Source organism: Burkholderia cepacia (genome assembly GCF_001039005.1).
Taxonomy (GTDB): domain Bacteria; phylum Pseudomonadota; class Gammaproteobacteria; order Burkholderiales; family Burkholderiaceae; genus Burkholderia; species Burkholderia theae.
In genome coordinates, this window is sequence record NZ_LDWR01000029.1 from 1 (window position 1) to 15245 (window position 15245).

The 15245-nt window shown below is 66.7% G+C and carries 19 protein-coding genes; 10 read left to right on the forward strand and 9 right to left on the reverse strand.

Annotated elements, in window-relative coordinates:
• Positions 1–167 precede the first annotated feature (167 nt).
• The 3 genes from VL15_RS17500 to VL15_RS17510 are packed head-to-tail and all read left to right on the forward strand — an operon-like array spanning position 168 to position 3167.
• Complete coding sequence (locus VL15_RS17500; RefSeq protein WP_048247173.1) at positions 168–1406, forward strand: ABC transporter substrate-binding protein; 1239 nt, start codon at positions 168–170, stop codon at positions 1404–1406.
• Positions 1407–1440: 34 nt separating this feature from the next.
• Positions 1441–2310 carry a carbohydrate ABC transporter permease gene (locus VL15_RS17505; RefSeq protein WP_048247175.1) on the forward strand — a complete coding sequence of 290 codons (870 nt, stop codon included), beginning with the start codon at positions 1441–1443 and terminating at the stop codon, positions 2308–2310.
• Positions 2307–3167, forward strand: a complete 861-nt coding sequence (locus VL15_RS17510; protein ID WP_048247177.1) for a carbohydrate ABC transporter permease — start codon at positions 2307–2309, stop codon at positions 3165–3167. Before VL15_RS17505 ends, VL15_RS17510 begins: the two co-directional genes overlap by 4 nt.
• 30 nt (positions 3168–3197) lie before the next feature.
• Here the strand turns inward: VL15_RS17510 and VL15_RS17515 are convergent, their stop codons facing one another.
• Positions 3198–4220: a LacI family DNA-binding transcriptional regulator gene (locus VL15_RS17515; RefSeq protein ID WP_048247179.1), complete on the reverse strand. Its 1023-nt coding sequence runs from the start codon at positions 4218–4220 to the stop codon at positions 3198–3200.
• A 6-nt stretch (positions 4221–4226) separates the two neighbouring features.
• Between VL15_RS17515 and VL15_RS17520 the strand changes: the two genes are divergently transcribed.
• A complete protein-coding gene (locus VL15_RS17520; RefSeq protein ID WP_155420247.1) occupies positions 4227–5147 on the forward strand; it encodes a phosphatidylinositol-specific phospholipase C in 921 nt (306 codons plus the stop codon).
• Here the strand turns inward: VL15_RS17520 and VL15_RS17525 are convergent.
• The 3 genes from VL15_RS17525 to VL15_RS17535 all read right to left on the reverse strand — a co-directional run bounded on the left by VL15_RS17525 (position 5144) and on the right by VL15_RS17535 (position 7171).
• A complete protein-coding gene (locus VL15_RS17525) occupies positions 5144–6100 on the reverse strand; it encodes an alpha/beta hydrolase family protein (protein ID WP_048247181.1) in 957 nt (318 codons plus the stop codon). The two genes, VL15_RS17520 and VL15_RS17525, sit on opposite strands and share 4 nt — an antisense overlap.
• 81 nt (positions 6101–6181) lie before the next feature.
• The gene (locus tag VL15_RS17530; RefSeq protein WP_048247183.1) at positions 6182–6520 is read right to left on the reverse strand and encodes a hypothetical protein; all 339 of its coding nucleotides are present in this window, start codon (positions 6518–6520) and stop codon (positions 6182–6184) included.
• A 39-nt stretch (positions 6521–6559) separates the two neighbouring features.
• Entirely contained in the window at positions 6560–7171 is a 612-nt protein-coding gene (locus VL15_RS17535; protein ID WP_048247185.1) for a LysE family translocator, read from the reverse strand.
• 87 nt (positions 7172–7258) lie between these two features.
• On the opposite strand from VL15_RS17535, the gene VL15_RS17540 reads away from it, so the two are divergent.
• Positions 7259–7786, forward strand: coding sequence for a GNAT family N-acetyltransferase (locus VL15_RS17540; protein ID WP_048247187.1), 528 nt, complete (start codon positions 7259–7261; stop codon positions 7784–7786).
• 18 nt (positions 7787–7804) lie between these two features.
• Here the strand turns inward: VL15_RS17540 and VL15_RS17545 are convergent, their stop codons facing one another.
• The 3 genes from VL15_RS17545 to VL15_RS17555 all read right to left on the reverse strand — a co-directional run bounded on the left by VL15_RS17545 (position 7805) and on the right by VL15_RS17555 (position 9834).
• On the reverse strand, positions 7805–8866 hold the full coding sequence (locus VL15_RS17545) for an alkene reductase (protein WP_048247188.1): 1062 nt from the start codon (positions 8864–8866) through the stop codon (positions 7805–7807).
• A gap of 82 nt (positions 8867–8948) precedes the next feature.
• Positions 8949–9257, reverse strand: coding sequence for an ArsR/SmtB family transcription factor (locus VL15_RS17550; RefSeq protein ID WP_048247190.1), 309 nt, complete (start codon positions 9255–9257; stop codon positions 8949–8951).
• Positions 9258–9492: 235 nt separating this feature from the next.
• Entirely contained in the window at positions 9493–9834 is a 342-nt protein-coding gene (locus VL15_RS17555) for a hypothetical protein (protein ID WP_048247192.1), read from the reverse strand.
• 220 nt (positions 9835–10054) lie between these two features.
• On the opposite strand from VL15_RS17555, the gene VL15_RS17560 reads away from it, so the two are divergent.
• The 3 genes from VL15_RS17560 to VL15_RS17570 are packed head-to-tail and all read left to right on the forward strand — an operon-like array spanning position 10055 to position 13014.
• Positions 10055–10873, forward strand: coding sequence for a MipA/OmpV family protein (locus VL15_RS17560; protein WP_048247194.1), 819 nt, complete (start codon positions 10055–10057; stop codon positions 10871–10873).
• Between the two features lie 10 nt (positions 10874–10883).
• On the forward strand, positions 10884–11615 hold the full coding sequence (locus VL15_RS17565; protein ID WP_048247196.1) for a response regulator transcription factor: 732 nt from the start codon (positions 10884–10886) through the stop codon (positions 11613–11615).
• A 43-nt stretch (positions 11616–11658) separates the two neighbouring features.
• Positions 11659–13014 (forward strand): sensor histidine kinase, encoded by a 1356-nt coding sequence (locus tag VL15_RS17570; RefSeq protein ID WP_048247198.1) that lies wholly within the window; start codon positions 11659–11661, stop codon positions 13012–13014.
• Between the two features lie 15 nt (positions 13015–13029).
• Here the strand turns inward: VL15_RS17570 and VL15_RS39090 are convergent, their stop codons facing one another.
• Positions 13030–13353: a YdhR family protein gene (locus tag VL15_RS39090; RefSeq protein WP_053077668.1), complete on the reverse strand. Its 324-nt coding sequence runs from the start codon at positions 13351–13353 to the stop codon at positions 13030–13032.
• 50 nt (positions 13354–13403) lie between these two features.
• Entirely contained in the window at positions 13404–13946 is a 543-nt protein-coding gene (locus VL15_RS17580) for a carboxymuconolactone decarboxylase family protein (RefSeq protein WP_048247200.1), read from the reverse strand.
• A gap of 203 nt (positions 13947–14149) precedes the next feature.
• Here VL15_RS17580 and VL15_RS17585 point away from each other — a divergent pair, with 203 nt between their 5' ends.
• Together VL15_RS17585 and VL15_RS17590 are read left to right on the forward strand one after the other, a co-directional pair.
• The gene (locus VL15_RS17585; RefSeq protein ID WP_230684477.1) at positions 14150–14461 is read left to right on the forward strand and encodes a winged helix-turn-helix transcriptional regulator; all 312 of its coding nucleotides are present in this window, start codon (positions 14150–14152) and stop codon (positions 14459–14461) included.
• 83 nt (positions 14462–14544) lie between these two features.
• A complete protein-coding gene (locus VL15_RS17590) occupies positions 14545–15237 on the forward strand; it encodes an HAD family hydrolase (RefSeq protein ID WP_048247202.1) in 693 nt (230 codons plus the stop codon).
• The last annotated feature ends 8 nt before the right edge of the window (positions 15238–15245 follow it).

Below are 15245 nucleotides of genomic sequence, written 5' to 3' on the forward strand. Positions count from 1 at the left end.
GGGCGGGGCGGCCGGGCACGGCGGCGGCCTGTTCCGCCGTGTGCCATAAATTCTTAACGATCGGCGTGAACAATGGCGTACGCTTCAGGCAGCCAGAAGCGTCGCCCGCGTTGCACACGTGTGCAACGCCTGGCCGTCCCGCCACCACGCCGAACGAGAGAGACCTCATGACCCTGCTGAGCCGCCTGCGCGCGCTGTCCGCCGTCCTTGCGCTGTCCTTCGCCGCCACGCACGCCGTTGCCGCGGATCTCGTCATCACGGGCCGCGACGACATTTACGGCAAGGGGCTGGCCGACGCCGTCGCCGGCTTCAACAAACTGCACCCCGGCACCGAGATCGAGCTGCTCAAGCTGCCGAACGCGAACCTGTACCAGAAGCTGAAGCTGTCGATGCGCGAAGGCACCGGCGCGTACGACCTCGTGATGATGGACGACACCTGGGCGCCCGAGTTCATCGGCAACGGCTGGCTGAAGCCGCTGCCCGCGTCGCTCGTGGACGCCGACCTCGTGCCGTCCGCCGTCGCGCTCGGCCGCAACGCGGCCGGCGCGCTGTACGCGCTGCCGATCGTCGGCAACGTCGAGATGTTCGCGTACCGCAAGGACCTGCTCGCGAAGTACAAGCTGCAGCCGCCGCGCAATTGGGACGACGTGCTGAAGATCGCGCAGACCGTCGGCGGCGCGGACAAGAGCGTGTCGGGCGTGGTGTTTCGCGGCACCAAGGGCAACCCGGTCGTGACGGGCTTCCTGCCGATCCTGTGGGCCTACGGCGGCGACGTGTTCGACCATGCCGGCAACGTGACGATCGATTCGCGCGAGGCGCAGGCCGCGCTGAAGACCTTTCTCGCGCTGAAGGCATCCGCGCCGAAGGACGTCGACGTGTACGGCGCGGCGGAAGTGCGCGATGCGCTGCAGCGCGGCACGGCCGCGCAGTCGATCGAAGTGTGGCCCGCGTGGGTGCCGGCGCTCGACGATCCGAAGCAGTCGCGCGTGGTCGGGCAGATCGCGCTGCAGCCGCCGCCCGGGCAGACCGCAGGGCCGGCGCCGATGCTCGGCATCTGGCAGATGGGCATTCCGAAGGATGCGCCGCACGCGAAGCTCGCGCAGGACTTCCTGGCGTACCTGACCAACCGCGACACGCAGACGCGCCTCGCCGCGATCGGCATTCCGCCGACCCGCCGCAGCGTGTTCGCCGATCCGGCGCTGGTACGTCAGTACCGCTGGTATCCCGATCAGCTGAAGGCACTCGAAGCCGGCCGGGCGCGGCCGCGCGTGAAGGACTGGCAGCAGGTCGAGAGCATTCTCGGCGACCAGCTGCAGCTCGCGCTGACCGGGCAGTCGGCGCCGGACGCCGCGCTGCGCCAGGCGCAGCAGAAGATCGCGCAGGCGATGGCCACGGCCGGCAAGTGACGGCCCGCCTCGACTCGCAGCCCGGAACCCGCGCATGAAAGCCCTCGGCCGCAGTCTGCCGTTCGTCGCGCTGCTCGGGCCCGCGCTGCTGGTGCTCGCCGCGCTCGCGCTGTATCCGGTCGCGCAGGTGCTGATCGACTCGTTCTGCCAGGTCGACTATGCGGCCGGCCGCCGTGCGTTCGCGGGGCTCGCGAACTATCGCGCGGTGCTCGGCGACGACGCGTTCACCGCCGGCTTCGGCAACACGCTGCGCTTCACGATCGTGGCCTCGCTCGCCGAGGTCGCGCTCGGCTTCGGCCTCGCGCTGCTGTTCGTGCGCGCGTTTCCGGGGCGACGTATCGCGCTGCCGCTCGCGATCCTGCCGATGATGCTGTCGACGCTCGTGTGCTCGGCGATCTGGCGCAACTGGCTCAACTTCGACGGCTTCCTGAACGCGCTGCTCGCGACGTTCGGCATCGAAGGCGTGCGCTGGCTGTCCGATCCGCATCTCGCACTGTGGTCGCTTGCGCTCGTCGACGTGTGGCAGTGGACGCCGATGGCGTTCCTGATCGTGCTGGCCGGGCTGCAGTCGATTCCCGGCGAACTGTACGAAGCCGCGCGCACCGACGGCGCGAGCGAGTGGCAGTGCCTGCGCGACATCACGCTGCCGCTCGCGGCGCCGCAGATCGGCCTCGCGCTGCTGCTGCGCTCGATCGACACGTTCAAGCTGTTCGACAAGGTCTATGCGCTGACGGGCGGCGGCCCCGGCAACGCAACGCAGACGCTGTCGACCTATATCTACGACACGGGCTTCCGCTTCTTCAACGTCGGGCCGGCGAGTGCCGCGTCGGTGCTGATGCTTGCGGCGTCCGCGCTGCTGGTCTCGGGGTATGTATGGCAGACGGTTCGCAAACGGCGCGCATGACGGCGCAACCCGCGGGCATCTCGCGCGCGCGAACGGGCGCAGCATTCGGTCGTGCGATGCCGTGGGCGCTGCGTGTTGCCGCGCTCGCGCTGTTGCTGCTGCCGTGCCTGTGGATGGCCGGCGCGGCCTTCATGCCGACGCTCGAGCGCCTCGATCATCCGTTGCGGATCTGGCCGGCCGCGCCGACTTTCGAGCATTTCGCGTCGGTATGGTCCAACGGCATCGGCGCGCCGCTTTTCAATTCGCTGCTGGTCGGGTTCGGCACGACGCTGCTCGCGTTGGCGCTTGCGTTTCCGGCCGCGTACGCGCTCGTGCGGCTGCGGTTTCCGGCGCGGCTCGACCTGCTGTTCCTGGTGCTGGTGCTGGCGTTGAAGCTGATGCCGCCGATCACGATCGCGGTGCCGCTGTTCGCGCTCGCGAAGCGCTTGCACCTGCTCGATTCGACGCTCGGCCTGATGCTCGCGTATCAGATCTACGCGTTGCCGATGGCGATCTGGATGCTGCTCGCGTTCGTGCGCGACGTGCCCGTCGAGTATGAAGAAGCGGCCTGCATCGATGGTGCGGGGCTCGCGCGGCGGCTCGTGCAGATCGTGCTGCCGCTGTGCGCGCCGGGGCTGATCGCGACCGCGATCTTCGTGTTCATCGCCGCGTGGAACGAATTCCTGATCGCGCTGCTGTTCGTGTCGACGCCGAGCCGCTTCACGCTGCCGCTCGCGATCGCCGGCTACGTGACGGAGAACGGCATCGACTGGGGCGACCTGATGAGCGCGGGCCTGATGGCGTCGCTGCCCACGCTGGCCGTGGCCGGTTATGTGCAGCGCTACCTGTTGCGCGGATTCGCGGGCGGGTTGAAGTGACGCGGCAACGCCGCGCCCGATTTCACCGTGTCATGCGCAGCTATGCCGCACCACCTGCGTGACCGGCACGACGCGCGTGCGCGACGGGCCGTCGAACGTCTGCATCCGGTCGGCGAGCAGGTCGATCGCCGCGTGTGCGAGGCCGCGCGTGTCCTGCCGGAGCGTCGTCAGCCGATACGCGTCGTATTCGGCGGCCGGGATGTCGTCGAAGCCGATCACGCGCAGGTCGTCCGGCACGCGCAACCCGAATTCGCTGCGCGCGACGTCGATCACGCCGAGCGCGAGCAGGTCGGACGAACAGAACACGCCGTCAGGTCGCTCGCCGGCCGCGAACAGCTGCCGCGCGGCGTCGATCCCGCTTGCATGCGTGTCGGACGGCGTGTCGAGCACCCGCGCGAGCGTCGCGTCGAACGCGTCGCCGCGCCCGATTGCCTGCTCGAACGCCGTGGCGCGCGACTGCGCACTGTAGCTCGCGCCGCGCGGCCCGACGAACGCGAGCCGGCGCGCGCCGGCCCGCACGAGCCGCTGCGCCGCATGGACGGCGCCCGCCGCGTTGTCGCTGACGACGACATCCGCGCCGGGCAGGTTCGCCTCGCGGTTGATCATCACGACGGGAATCCGATGTTCGAGATACTGTTGCGCCACCGACAGCGGCGGCGACGCGGACGTCATCACGAGGCCCGCGATCCGGTAGCTGAGCAGCTGTTCGAGCGATTGCCGGACCTGGCGCGGATCTTCCGCATTGGTCACGAGCGGCGTGAGCCCGCGCTGTCCGAGCGTGGCCATCAGGTCCGACAGCAGCCGCGCGCGGAACGGGTTCTCGAAACCGGCCGTCACGACACCGATCATGCTGCTGCGCTGCGTGATCATGTCGCGCGCGATCAGGTTGACCTGGTAGCCCAGCGCGCGCGCGGCGACCATCACGCGCTCGCGCGTTTGCGGCGCGATGCTCGCGGTCGGCGAGAACGCGCGCGACACCGCGGAGCGCGATACACCGGCGCGCGCCGCGACATCCGACGCCGTCACCCACGGTTTTCTTTCCTTGTCATTCATTGATTGATGATCCCTTCGAGCCACGAAACGTGCACGCCGCTCGCCGACTGGATGTCGGCGCTCGACGATGCGCGGCTGCTGCATACGCTGACCCTACCGGGCAGCCATGACACCTGTGCGTATACGGTCGACGACCGGCTCGTGCGCACGCAGCGCGCGCCGCTCGATGCGCAGCTCGCTCATGGTGTGCGGCTGCTCGATATTCGCTGCCGGCACGTGCGCGACGCATTCGACATCCATCACGGCGGCGTCGCGCTCGGCATGACCTTCGACGACGTGCTGGCAACCTGCACAAGCTTTCTCGATGCGCATCCGCGCGAATGCATCGTGATGTCGGTGAAGGACGAGTGGCCGGCGCACGCGTGCACGCGCGGTTTCGACGCGACGTTCGACGCGCATCGCGCGCGGCACCCGCAGCTGCGCTGGCATGCCGGCGGTACGCTGCCCGCGCTCGCCGACGTGCGCGGCGCGGTCGTGCTGCTGCGGCGCTTTCGCAGCGGCCGGCCGCTCGGCATCGACCTTACTGCGTGGCCCGACAACGCGACGTTCACGATCGATCATCCCGATGGTGCGTTCGTGATCCAGGACGAGTATCGCGTGCCCGTTGCCGCGTCGATCGGCTGGAAGTGGCGCGCGATCGACACACTGCTGACGCACCTGCCATTGCTGCACAGCGGCCGCTGGGCGCTCAATTTCTGCAGCGGGACCGGGATGGGCGCGAATCCGTCGGTGGTCGCGCATGGCGACGGCCGGGTACAGGGCATTCATGCGCGGCTGGCCGAACGATTGCGCGAGCAGCGCGGCCAGTACGGCGCGATGTTGCTCGATTTCTGCGATGACGACGACTGGGCGCTGGTGCGCGCGCTGATCGCGTGCAACGACCATGCTCCGGCGTCAGGTGTCTGGCGCAAGGCGTTTCGCTGTTAGCGGAGATTCGCGCTGAAGAACGCGAGCGCCTTTGCGTCGAATGCCTGGTGAAAGGCGACGCGATCGAATTCGCCGGCGTCGACGCACACGCGCGGCGCCTTTTGTTTCAATGCGTCGGAGCAGGGTGCGACGAACGCGAAATGGGCGGCATGCCGAACGACGTGGAATTCCGGGCGCTGCGGCAACAGGCCGGCCAGCGCGGGGAGGGTGGCCGGCTCGACGCCGTCGCCGCCTTCCTCAGACGCCCAGAGCTGGATCGGGGCATGAACGTCCTTTACCGTGTCGGCGGTCGGGAATTCGTCGAGCGGATCGGCCAGCACGTAGGCCTTGATGCGCGGGTCGTGCGTCGGCGGTGGGAGGACAAGGTCGCGGTCGCGAATCTGCCGGCAGATCAGCAAGGTCGCGTCCGTGCACGCGACCTGCGCATGCACGTAATCCGGATTGCCGCCGGCCAGCACCAGGCCGGTATAGCCGCCGCGCGAGAAGCCGAAGAAGCCGATCCGTGCGGGATCGATTCGGGCGGCGTCGGATGCATTGGCCAGCATGTAGTCGACCAGGCGCTTGATGTCGACGGGGCGTTCGACGAACTCCTGAATGTCGGCCGCGTGGCTCATGTCGGAGAACGTGTCGCCCGGATGATTGATCGCGGCGACGACGAAGCCCGCGTCGGCGAGCGTTTCCGGGAGATCGTGGTGGTCGAGGAACGTGCCGCCATGACCGTGCGAGATCACGACGAGCGGCAGCTTGTCGCCGGCGGTCGGGCAATCGCGCTTCCCTTTCAGCTCGTAAGGGCCAATCGTGAGGGCCTGCGCGGCGTCCGCGCAGGGTGTCCACACGATGGCCTTCAGCTCGGGGCCGCCGGCATCGGCCGGAATCCGGACGAACTTGACGCCGGCCGCGTGCGCGACGGTGACGGACAGGCAGAGCAGGACAGCCGATAACCAGGTTTTCACGGTGAATCCCTCCGGGGCAATGATCGGATTGCCGTTGCGGATCGCCGGCCGGGTGTCGGCGCGATTGCACGGATACGGCGATCAGCGTGCGTCGCCGATCGTGATGCAGAAATGGAGCCGGTCGGTCGTTTCGGGGTACTCGTCACGCCACGCCTGTGCGTCGGACACCATCGTGCGGCGGCAGAACGCGGCGGCTTCTTCGAGCGGCAAGTCTTCAAGACTTACGGTGCCCTGCGGCGCACTGCCGTGTCCGACCCGTCCGTCGGCAGTCAGCACCCAGCCTTCCCACCCGTAGATCGGAATGCGATGACGCACGCAATGATCGATGCATTCGAGCGCGGCGTCGAGCGGAAGCACGATCTCGCGATGGGAAATCGATTGTGCGGCGAGTGCGGCAGGAATGTTCCCGAGTTGCGACATGACAGGTGGCAGGCGGTGGTGTGGCGCGCGACCGGCGGGCTAGCGCGTCGCGATCGCCACCGCCGCACCGGCCATCGCCGCCGCACTCGTGCGGTTCGCGATCCGCTTCGCGCGGGCCGACGTCAGGAAGGCCCGTGCCCGCGACGCGAGCAGCGACCAGACGCAGTCGGTGGCGATCAGGATCGCGAGCATCGTGCCGACCAGCTCGGCCCAGGCCGTCACGCCGACGTGCGTGAGGTCGACGATGGTCGGCAGCAGCGCGAGATAGAACACCATGATCTTCGGATTGCCGAGTGTGACCAGCATGCCTGCGACGAACATGCGCCACGGCGACTGGCCGCGCGGCAGGTCGTCCGCACGCGTGTCGGTCGGGGCGGTCCACATCTTCCACGCGAGGAACAGCAGATACGCGACGCCGAGCAGCTTCAGCACGATCAGGCCTGCCGCGAACGTGCGTGCGAACGCGGACAACCCGGCGACCGCGAGCGTGAGCCACAGTGCTTCGCCGAGCCACATGGCCGCGAGGAACGGCAGCACGTCTCGCACGCCGTTCGTCAGCACGCGCGAAACGAGCGCGGCGACGCTCGGGCCGGGCGTGCCGGAGGTGACGAGCAGGGCGAAGGCGAAGACGGCGAGCGCGGACAGCGTCATGACGGACCTCGGGGGTGGGGCGTTCGAAACGTATGAGGTTTCGATTATAGTGACGGCCGTTCCAGACTGCCTGCCTGAATTGCCTTCATGTCAGCATCGATCCTGATTCGCCCCGCCACGCGGGAAGACGCGGCCGCGATGGCCGCCGTGGAAGTCGCCGCCGCGCAGCGGTTTCGCGAGATCGGCATGACCGATATCGCCGATGCCGAGCCGACCGATGCGGCCGACGTGCTCGCGCGCATCGACGGCGGTCGCGCGTATGTCGCGGTCGACTCGCAGGGCGCGTGCGTCGGCTTTGCGTTCTACCGGCTGCTCGATTCGCAGCGGCTTTATCTGGAGGAACTGGATGTCGCGCCGTCGCATGCCGGACAGCGGATCGGCGCGCGCCTGATCGAACAGGTGACCGCGCGCGCGGCGCAGGAACACATCGCACAGGTCGTGCTGTCGACGTTCCGCGATGCGCCGTGGAATGCGCCGTACTACGCGCGCCTCGGTTTCCGGATCGTCGACGATGCCGCGCTCGACGACACACTGCGCGCGATTCGCGCGCACCACGTCGAGCGCGGGCTCGACGAGACGCAGCGCGTGTTCATGCGCGCTGACGTGCGCGCCTGAACACGTGCTGCCCGGCCGTCAGGCCGCGTCGCTCAGCGCCGGGTAGTCGGTATAGCCCGTTTCGCCTTCCGCGTAGAACGTTTCCGGCACCGGCTTGTTGAGCGGCGCGCCGAGTTCGAGGCGGCGCGGCAGGTCGGGGTTCGCGATGAACAGCTTGCCCCATGCGATCGCGTCGGCGTTGCCGTCCGCGAGTGCGGCCTGCGCGGTGTCGAGCGTGAACTGCTCGTTCGCGATCAGCGGGCCGCCGAACGCTTCCTTCAGGCGCGGGCTCAAATGGTCGCCCGAATACGATTCGCGCGTGAAGATGAACGCGATCTTGCGGCGGCCGAGTTCGCGCGCGACATAACCGAACGTCGCTGCAGGATCCGAATCGCCCATCGTGTGCGCGTCGCCGCGCGGCGCGAGGTGCACGCCGACGCGGCCGGCGCCCCACACGTCGATCGCCGCGTCGACCACTTCGAGCAGCAGGCGCGCGCGGTTCTCGATCGGGCCGCCGTACGCGTCGGTGCGGCGATTGGTGCTGTCCTGCAGGAACTGGTCGAGCAGGTAGCCGTTCGCGCCGTGGATCTCGACGCCGTCGAAGCCGGCCGCCTTCGCGTTCTCGGCACCCTTGCGGTACGCGGCGACGATGCCCGGAATCTCGTCGAGTTCGAGCGCGCGCGGCGTCACGAACGGACGCTGCGGACGCACGAGGCTCACGTTGCCGCCCGCGGCGATCGCGCTCGGCGCGACCGGCAGGTCGCCGTTCAGGAACATCGGATCGGAGATCCGGCCCACGTGCCACAGTTGCAGCACGATGCGCCCGCCGGCCGCGTGCACGGCCTGCGTCACGCGCTTCCAGCCCTCGACCTGCTCGTCGGACCAGATGCCGGGCGTGTCCGCGTAGCCGACACCCTGCGGCGTGACCGACGTCGCTTCGGTAATGATCAGGCCGGCCGATGCGCGCTCGGCGTAATAACGCGCCATCAGTGCGTTCGGCACGCGCGTCGAGCCCGCGCGGGAGCGGGTGAGCGGCGCCATCACGATGCGGTTCGGCAGGGTCAGGTCGCCGAGGGTAACGGGGTCGAACAGCGTGGGCATGGCAGATAACCTCTTCACGAAAGGCGGGCGCGCCGTCGCGTCATGTGCAACGCGCGCCCGCATGGCCGATACGGCCGGTTGATTAGAGATCGCGGCGCAAAGCGTCGTGAAATGCGTTGATGACGGCCTCGTTGCGCCGGAAGAACGCCCACTGGCCGATCCGTGTCGACGTGACGAGCCCCGCGCGCTCCAGCGTCGCGAGGTGCGCGGAGACGGTCGACTGCGACAGCCCGCAGCGTGCGTCGATCTGGCCCGCGCAGACGCCCTGTTCGTGCGGCAGCGTCTGTGCCGGAAAGTACTCGCCCGGCGTTTTCAGCCAGACGAGGATCTCCCGGCGCACGGGGTTCGAGAGCGCTTTCAGGATCGCGTCGATGTCGAGTTCGGTCGGCATGGATGGAGCAGGTGTTTCGGTCGGGCAGACGGGTATCGTCGATGGGCGAATCTTATATCGTGATTCGACGATATGTTGGAAAGCACTGCTGGCTATGGGGTTGATAGGGTGGTGGTCCTGCCCTCGTTTCGGTTGGCACCGAAGTCGAGCGGGTTGGCGGCTATCTTCCGCGAGAGCGGCTCAGCTTTGCGACGCGCCGGGAGGTCGATGACACCGCGGATACCTGCCGTCGACCTCATTCGCCGCAGCGCAGGCCTCGCAGTTCGAGATGCAACTGGACGAGCCATGCGCGAGGGCAATCACGGGCGATCAGCGCCGCGAACGGGCCTGTCGGCGTGAGCCGGATTTTCCGCGCCTGCAAGGCCGAACGGAACGCCCGCCGTGCGCACCAGCGCAGCCACAGCATCACGAGCGCCGCAAGCACGACAACGCCGGCCCGATACGATGGTTCGAACGTACCGCCGCCGAACTGTCCCGGCAGCAGGGCAATGCCGAAACACGGAACCATGGCAATTGCCGACGAGATGGAAAGCAACACGACATGTGCACGCAATGCTTCCGAGATGCTGCCTTTCATGAAATGAGATCCAGCTGCCCGATGACCCCCGGCTCATGTTGGGCGCCCATGACTTACCCGGCACTTACCGGTTCTTCACGAAACTGTCATGGGGCGGCGACGCGACGGTCATCGCGACGTCGGGGCCCCTGGTTGTCGTGGTCCGTGGTGTTTCGAGTAAGTAACGAGTAAGTCGCCGTGACCTACAGTCGACCCCGCCTCATCCATTTCAGGAGCGACTGTGAAGAAGATTATTCGCCGCGGAAACCCGCTCGTGCTGGCCGTCGCCTCGGCCTGCCTGTATTCGGGCGCTGCCTGGGCGGACGGCGCGAGTGCGGATCCGCCGAGTGTGGACGACTCGGGTTTTACCGTGCTGAGCAATGCCACGAACGTGACCCGCTGGGGCCTCGGAGCCGGGGCCGGCATCGAGGAGGCGCCCTATAAAGGCTACGGCACCCGGTTCACGCCGATTCCGCTGATCTTCTTCGAGAACAAATGGGTGCATGCGTTCGGCACGTCGCTCGACCTCAAGATCGGCAACTGGAATGGCGTGAGCGTCTCGCTGCGCGGCCAGTACGCACTCGGCGACGGATACAAGCAGTCCGATGCACCGATCCTCAACGGCATGCAGGACCGCCACGGCGCGTTCTGGTATGGTCCGGCGCTCTCCTGGCGTACCGCATTCGGCACGCTCTCCGGCGACTTTCTTGCCGGCGGCAACAAGGGCGAAAGGGCCAGCATCGACTTCGGCAAGTCGTTCGAGTACGGTCGATTTTCGATCGAGCCGCACGTCGGCGCCGAGTGGCTCAGCAGCAAGTACGTCGACTACTATTACGGCGTGCGACCGTCGGAAGTGCGCGCGGGGCGTCCGGCCTATTCGGGTAAGTCGACGTTCGACGTGTCGGTGGGCGCGCGCGTCGACTACAAGTTCACGCGTCATCAGGCCGTGATTCTCGACGTCGGCGCGTCGCGTTCGGGAAGCGGCATCACCGACAGTCCGCTGGTGGGGAAGCGGTTCACCCCGCAAGCGAGGATCGGCTACCTTTATCAATTCAATTGAGCGCTGCATCATGTCGCGAATTGCACTGATCGAAGACCACGAGCGTCTCGCAGGCTTGGTTCGCAAGGCACTGACGGAAGCGGGTATCGAGGCCGATCACTTCCAGAGCGTCTCCGAGGCGCGCTACGGCGTGAGCCGTGCCGATTACGCGGTGCTGATCATCGACCGCGGGTTGCCGGACGGGGACGGGCTCGCATTGCTGCGCGAATTGCGCGCCACGGGCCAGATGACGCCCTGCCTGATGCTGACGGCTCGCGATGCGCTGCACGATCGGGTCGACGGTCTCGAAAGCGGCGCCGACGACTACGTGACCAAGCCGTTTGCGATGAGCGAACTGGTCGCACGGGTGCGCACGCTGATGCGTCGGCCGCCGGCGCTCGAGGAGCTGGTGCCGTCGTTCGCCGACGTCACGGTGGATCCTCGGCAGCGTGTGATGCGCAGCAGCACAAGGTCGGTACGGCTGGCCCCGGCCGAATTGCAGATCATGCTCTGTCTCGCGAAGGCGGCCGGCGCGACGGTTCGGCATGCCACGCTCGAACATGCCGCGTGGGGTTTGGGTGACGCCGTGACGCCCAATGCGCTTGAAGTGACGGTACACCGGTTACGCAAGAAGCTGGCGGCGATGGGTACGGCCGCGCAGCTCGTGAATATTCGCGGGGCGGGTTTCGCGCTGTACCTGCCGCCGGCGTCGACGGATTCGCAGGAGTCTGTCGATTCGTCCCGGCGTCAGCCGAACCGCTGACCGGCCGACCGCGTCGTTCGCGGCCAACCCATACGATCTCATCATGTTCGATCACTGGATCCGAAGTCTGTCCGCACGGCTGTGGCTGACCAGCGTGGCAGCGCTCGCGCTCAGTCTGACGCTGCTGGCCAGCGTCGTCATCTATGCGTTCGACCACTTTCCCGAACAGACGCTCGCGCGGCACGAACAGATCGAAGGCGTTACGGACGTCGCAAACGGGATCGTCTTCGACGCAGCCGGACATCCGGTCTCGGTCCGGCTGTCGGACGAGCGGGCATGGCTGTTCTCGGTGGTGCGCACGGAGCTCATGTACCGTGTGCTCGACGGCCAGGGCCATGTGCTGCTCGCATCCGAGGGCGTGCGGGATGGCGCCCCCTGGGTGAACGACGAGTGGCCACGGCCTGTCGGCGAGACGGTTGGCGCGACGATCGGCGGCAAGGCGTTCGATGTCGTGGCGCTGCCGGTCCGGCATGGGGATTCGATGTATTACGCGCAGACCGCGATGAGCAAGCGCCTCGTCGACGTGATGATCGGCGTGAAGGTCAAGCAGATTCCGGCGATCGTCAAGGTAACGATTCTGGTGGCGACGATCATCTTCGGGCTGACGCTCACGATCACCGTGTATCGGGTACTCAAGCCGCTGAGAGAAGCGTCGAATGCCGCGGCATCGATCACGCCGCGCAACCTGACGACACGGCTGTCGCTGCGCGGTATCCCGAGCGAGATCAAGCCACTGATCAATGCCTTCAACGATGCGCTTGCCCGACTGGAAAACGGTTTTGCCGTGCAGCAGCAGTTTCTCGCGTCGGCCGCGCACGAGTTGCAGACGCCCCTCACGTTGATCCGCGGTCAGATCGAACTGCAGCCCGGGATCGACGACAAGGAGTTGCTGTTTCGCGAGATCGACCTGATGGCCCGGCAGGTCCGGCAGTTGCTGCATCTTGCGGAGGTCAGCGAATCGCAGAACTACACCTTCGAGGCGGTGAACTGTGCCGAGGTGATGCAGGACGTCGTGTCGTATCTGGAACGGAAGGCTGACAAGAAGGGCGTCGAGATTCGACTCGACGTTGCCGTTGCACCGGCATCGATCTGGGCAGACAGGGGGGCGCTGTTTATCCTGCTCAAGAATATCGTCGAGAACGCGATCAATATCTCGCCGCCCGATAGCGTCGTATCGCTGATTGTGGACAACGTTTCAATTCAGGTTCGCGACGAAGGGCCGGGCATCAGGCAGGAATACCTTCCGTTCCTCTTCAAGCGGTTCTGGCGCGCACCCGATACCAGGCACGACGGTGCAGGCCTCGGGCTGGCCATCTGCAAGGAGATCGCGCTCGCTCATGAATGGCGGCTGACGGTAAGCAGCTTGTTGCCGGGTACGAGTTTTGTCGTCTGGCTTTAGTACCCTAAAGGCAATTCAGTCCGTCTTCCCGACGATCTCGTACCGCCCCTGCGTCGCATCGACATGCGCGAGCGTATCGAGCACGCGTATCACGGGCGGGTGGCCGTATACGCGTTCGACCATCGCCTTGTACTCGGCGCCGTGCCAGCGCGCCGCGGCTTCACGCGTGCGCCACACGTACACGCCGCCACCTTCGTGCGTTTCCGCGTCGTGGAAGTACCACTTGTGCAGCAGGTCCGGGTTCTGCGCCCATTTCGCCGCGGTACTTTCATAGCGCGCCTGCAGCGTGGCGACATCGACGTCGGGTTGCAGCTTGAAGAAGACAATTTCGGTAATCACGGCACATTCTCCATGGGCACATCGCAGGAATGAAACGCTCGCAGCGTCGCTCACGCCGGAAAGCGTGCGGCATGTTCTTCGAGCGGCAGACGCAGCGCGTTCGTGAGATAGCTGACCGTCCGGTAGAAGCCCGCGAGCATCAGCAGTTCGAGCAACGCCTCGTCGCTGAAGTGCGCACGCAACGCATCCCACAGGTCGTCGTCGATGTCGCAGCGCTCGTGAAGCACATCGCACATCCGCACGAGCAACCGTTCTTCACCGGTCCAGCAATCGTCCTGCGCGGAACCGCGTGCCAGCGACAGGATCTGCGCATCGCTGAATCCGGCCGACTGCGAGAACACCGCAACATGTACACCCCATTCGTATTCGGACCGGCAAAGCGCGGTGGTGCGGTCGATGACGATTTCGCGCTGCCGGATGTCGAGATGGCCTTTGTCCAGCAGGCCCGCCGCAAAGAATTTCGTGAACAGGCGCGCATCGCGCGCCAGCGTGGTGAAGAGGTGCAACGGTGGCCGCCCCCGCATGATCCGGTCGATCGAAGCCGCGATGTCGGGCGCGAATGGCGGCGATGCGCAGGCAATACGCTGAGTCATGCGAACTCCGGTGCGTGAGCGATGTATGCGTGATAGCGTAGGCATCATGCTTTAAAAAGTAAAGCAATGAGGTGATCACGAAAACCTCGCTTCGCCATCACGGCGACGCATTGACACTGCCTGATTCTTGCTTTAAAAAGTAAAGCATGACCACACCAAGAATCGGACAACGCGTTCGCGGATCGAAGACGGGACGACCCATCATGGTCGTGCTGGATCTGCTCGGGCGGCGCACCGCGCTGCGCATCCTGTGGGAACTGCGCGGGCCGCCGCTCACGTTTCGCGCGCTGCAGGAGGCCTGCGAAACGAATGCGCGCCTGCTCAACACGCGGCTGGCCGAGCTTAAGGCGTCGGGCCTGGTCGAGCATGGCGACGGCGGCTACGGCATGACCGCCGAAGGCCGTCGGCTGGAAGCGGCACTTCAGCCGTTGCTGGGGTGGGCGAGGCAGTGGGCAAAGCGCGATCCGGACGGTTTCGACGCGGCCGATCGCGAGCAATCGGGTCAGGAGCGCTGACCGGTCGGCAGACGGGCGCGCGTTGCAACATCATTCCGGTTCATGCGTCATGCGTGAGCCACTTTTGTTTGCGGAGTCCTTTCATGTCTGTTCGAGCCGTCATATTCGATTTCGATCTGACGCTGGCGGATTCGTCCGCCGCGATCATCGAATGCACGGAGTACGCGCTGCATCAGCTTGACGCCGCCGGCGCGACGCCTGCGCAGATCGGCGTCGTGATCGGCTTGCCGCTGCACGAAATGTTCCGTTCGTTGACCGGTGAAACCGACCCGGCGCGGGCCGATGCATTCGCGCGGCACTTCGTGGCGCGCGCCGACGAGATCATGGTGCACGGCACCCGCATCTATCCCGAAGTACCGCCGCTGCTCGCGCGTCTGCGCGAACAGGGTCTCGCGGTCGCGATCGTGTCGTCGAAGTTTCGTTACCGGATCGACGCGATCCTCGCATTGAACGGATTGCAATCACTGGTCGACGTGCTGATCGGCGGGGAAGACGTACAGCGTCACAAGCCGGATCCGGAAGGGCTCGTGCTGGCACTGGCGCGGCTTGGCGTGCCGGCCGGCGCGGCGATCTACGTCGGCGATCATGCGGTGGACGCGCAGGCGGCCGAGCGCGCCGGCATGCCGTTCGTCGGCGCGGTGAGCGGCATGACGTCGTTCGATGCATGGGCGCGCGCGGGCAAGCAGGCCGTGAACACGCATATCGGCGAGCTGGCCGAGATCGTGCAGCGGATACAGCACAACACGGCCGACGCGCCGGATCGGCGTGACGCCTGACGGCGCGC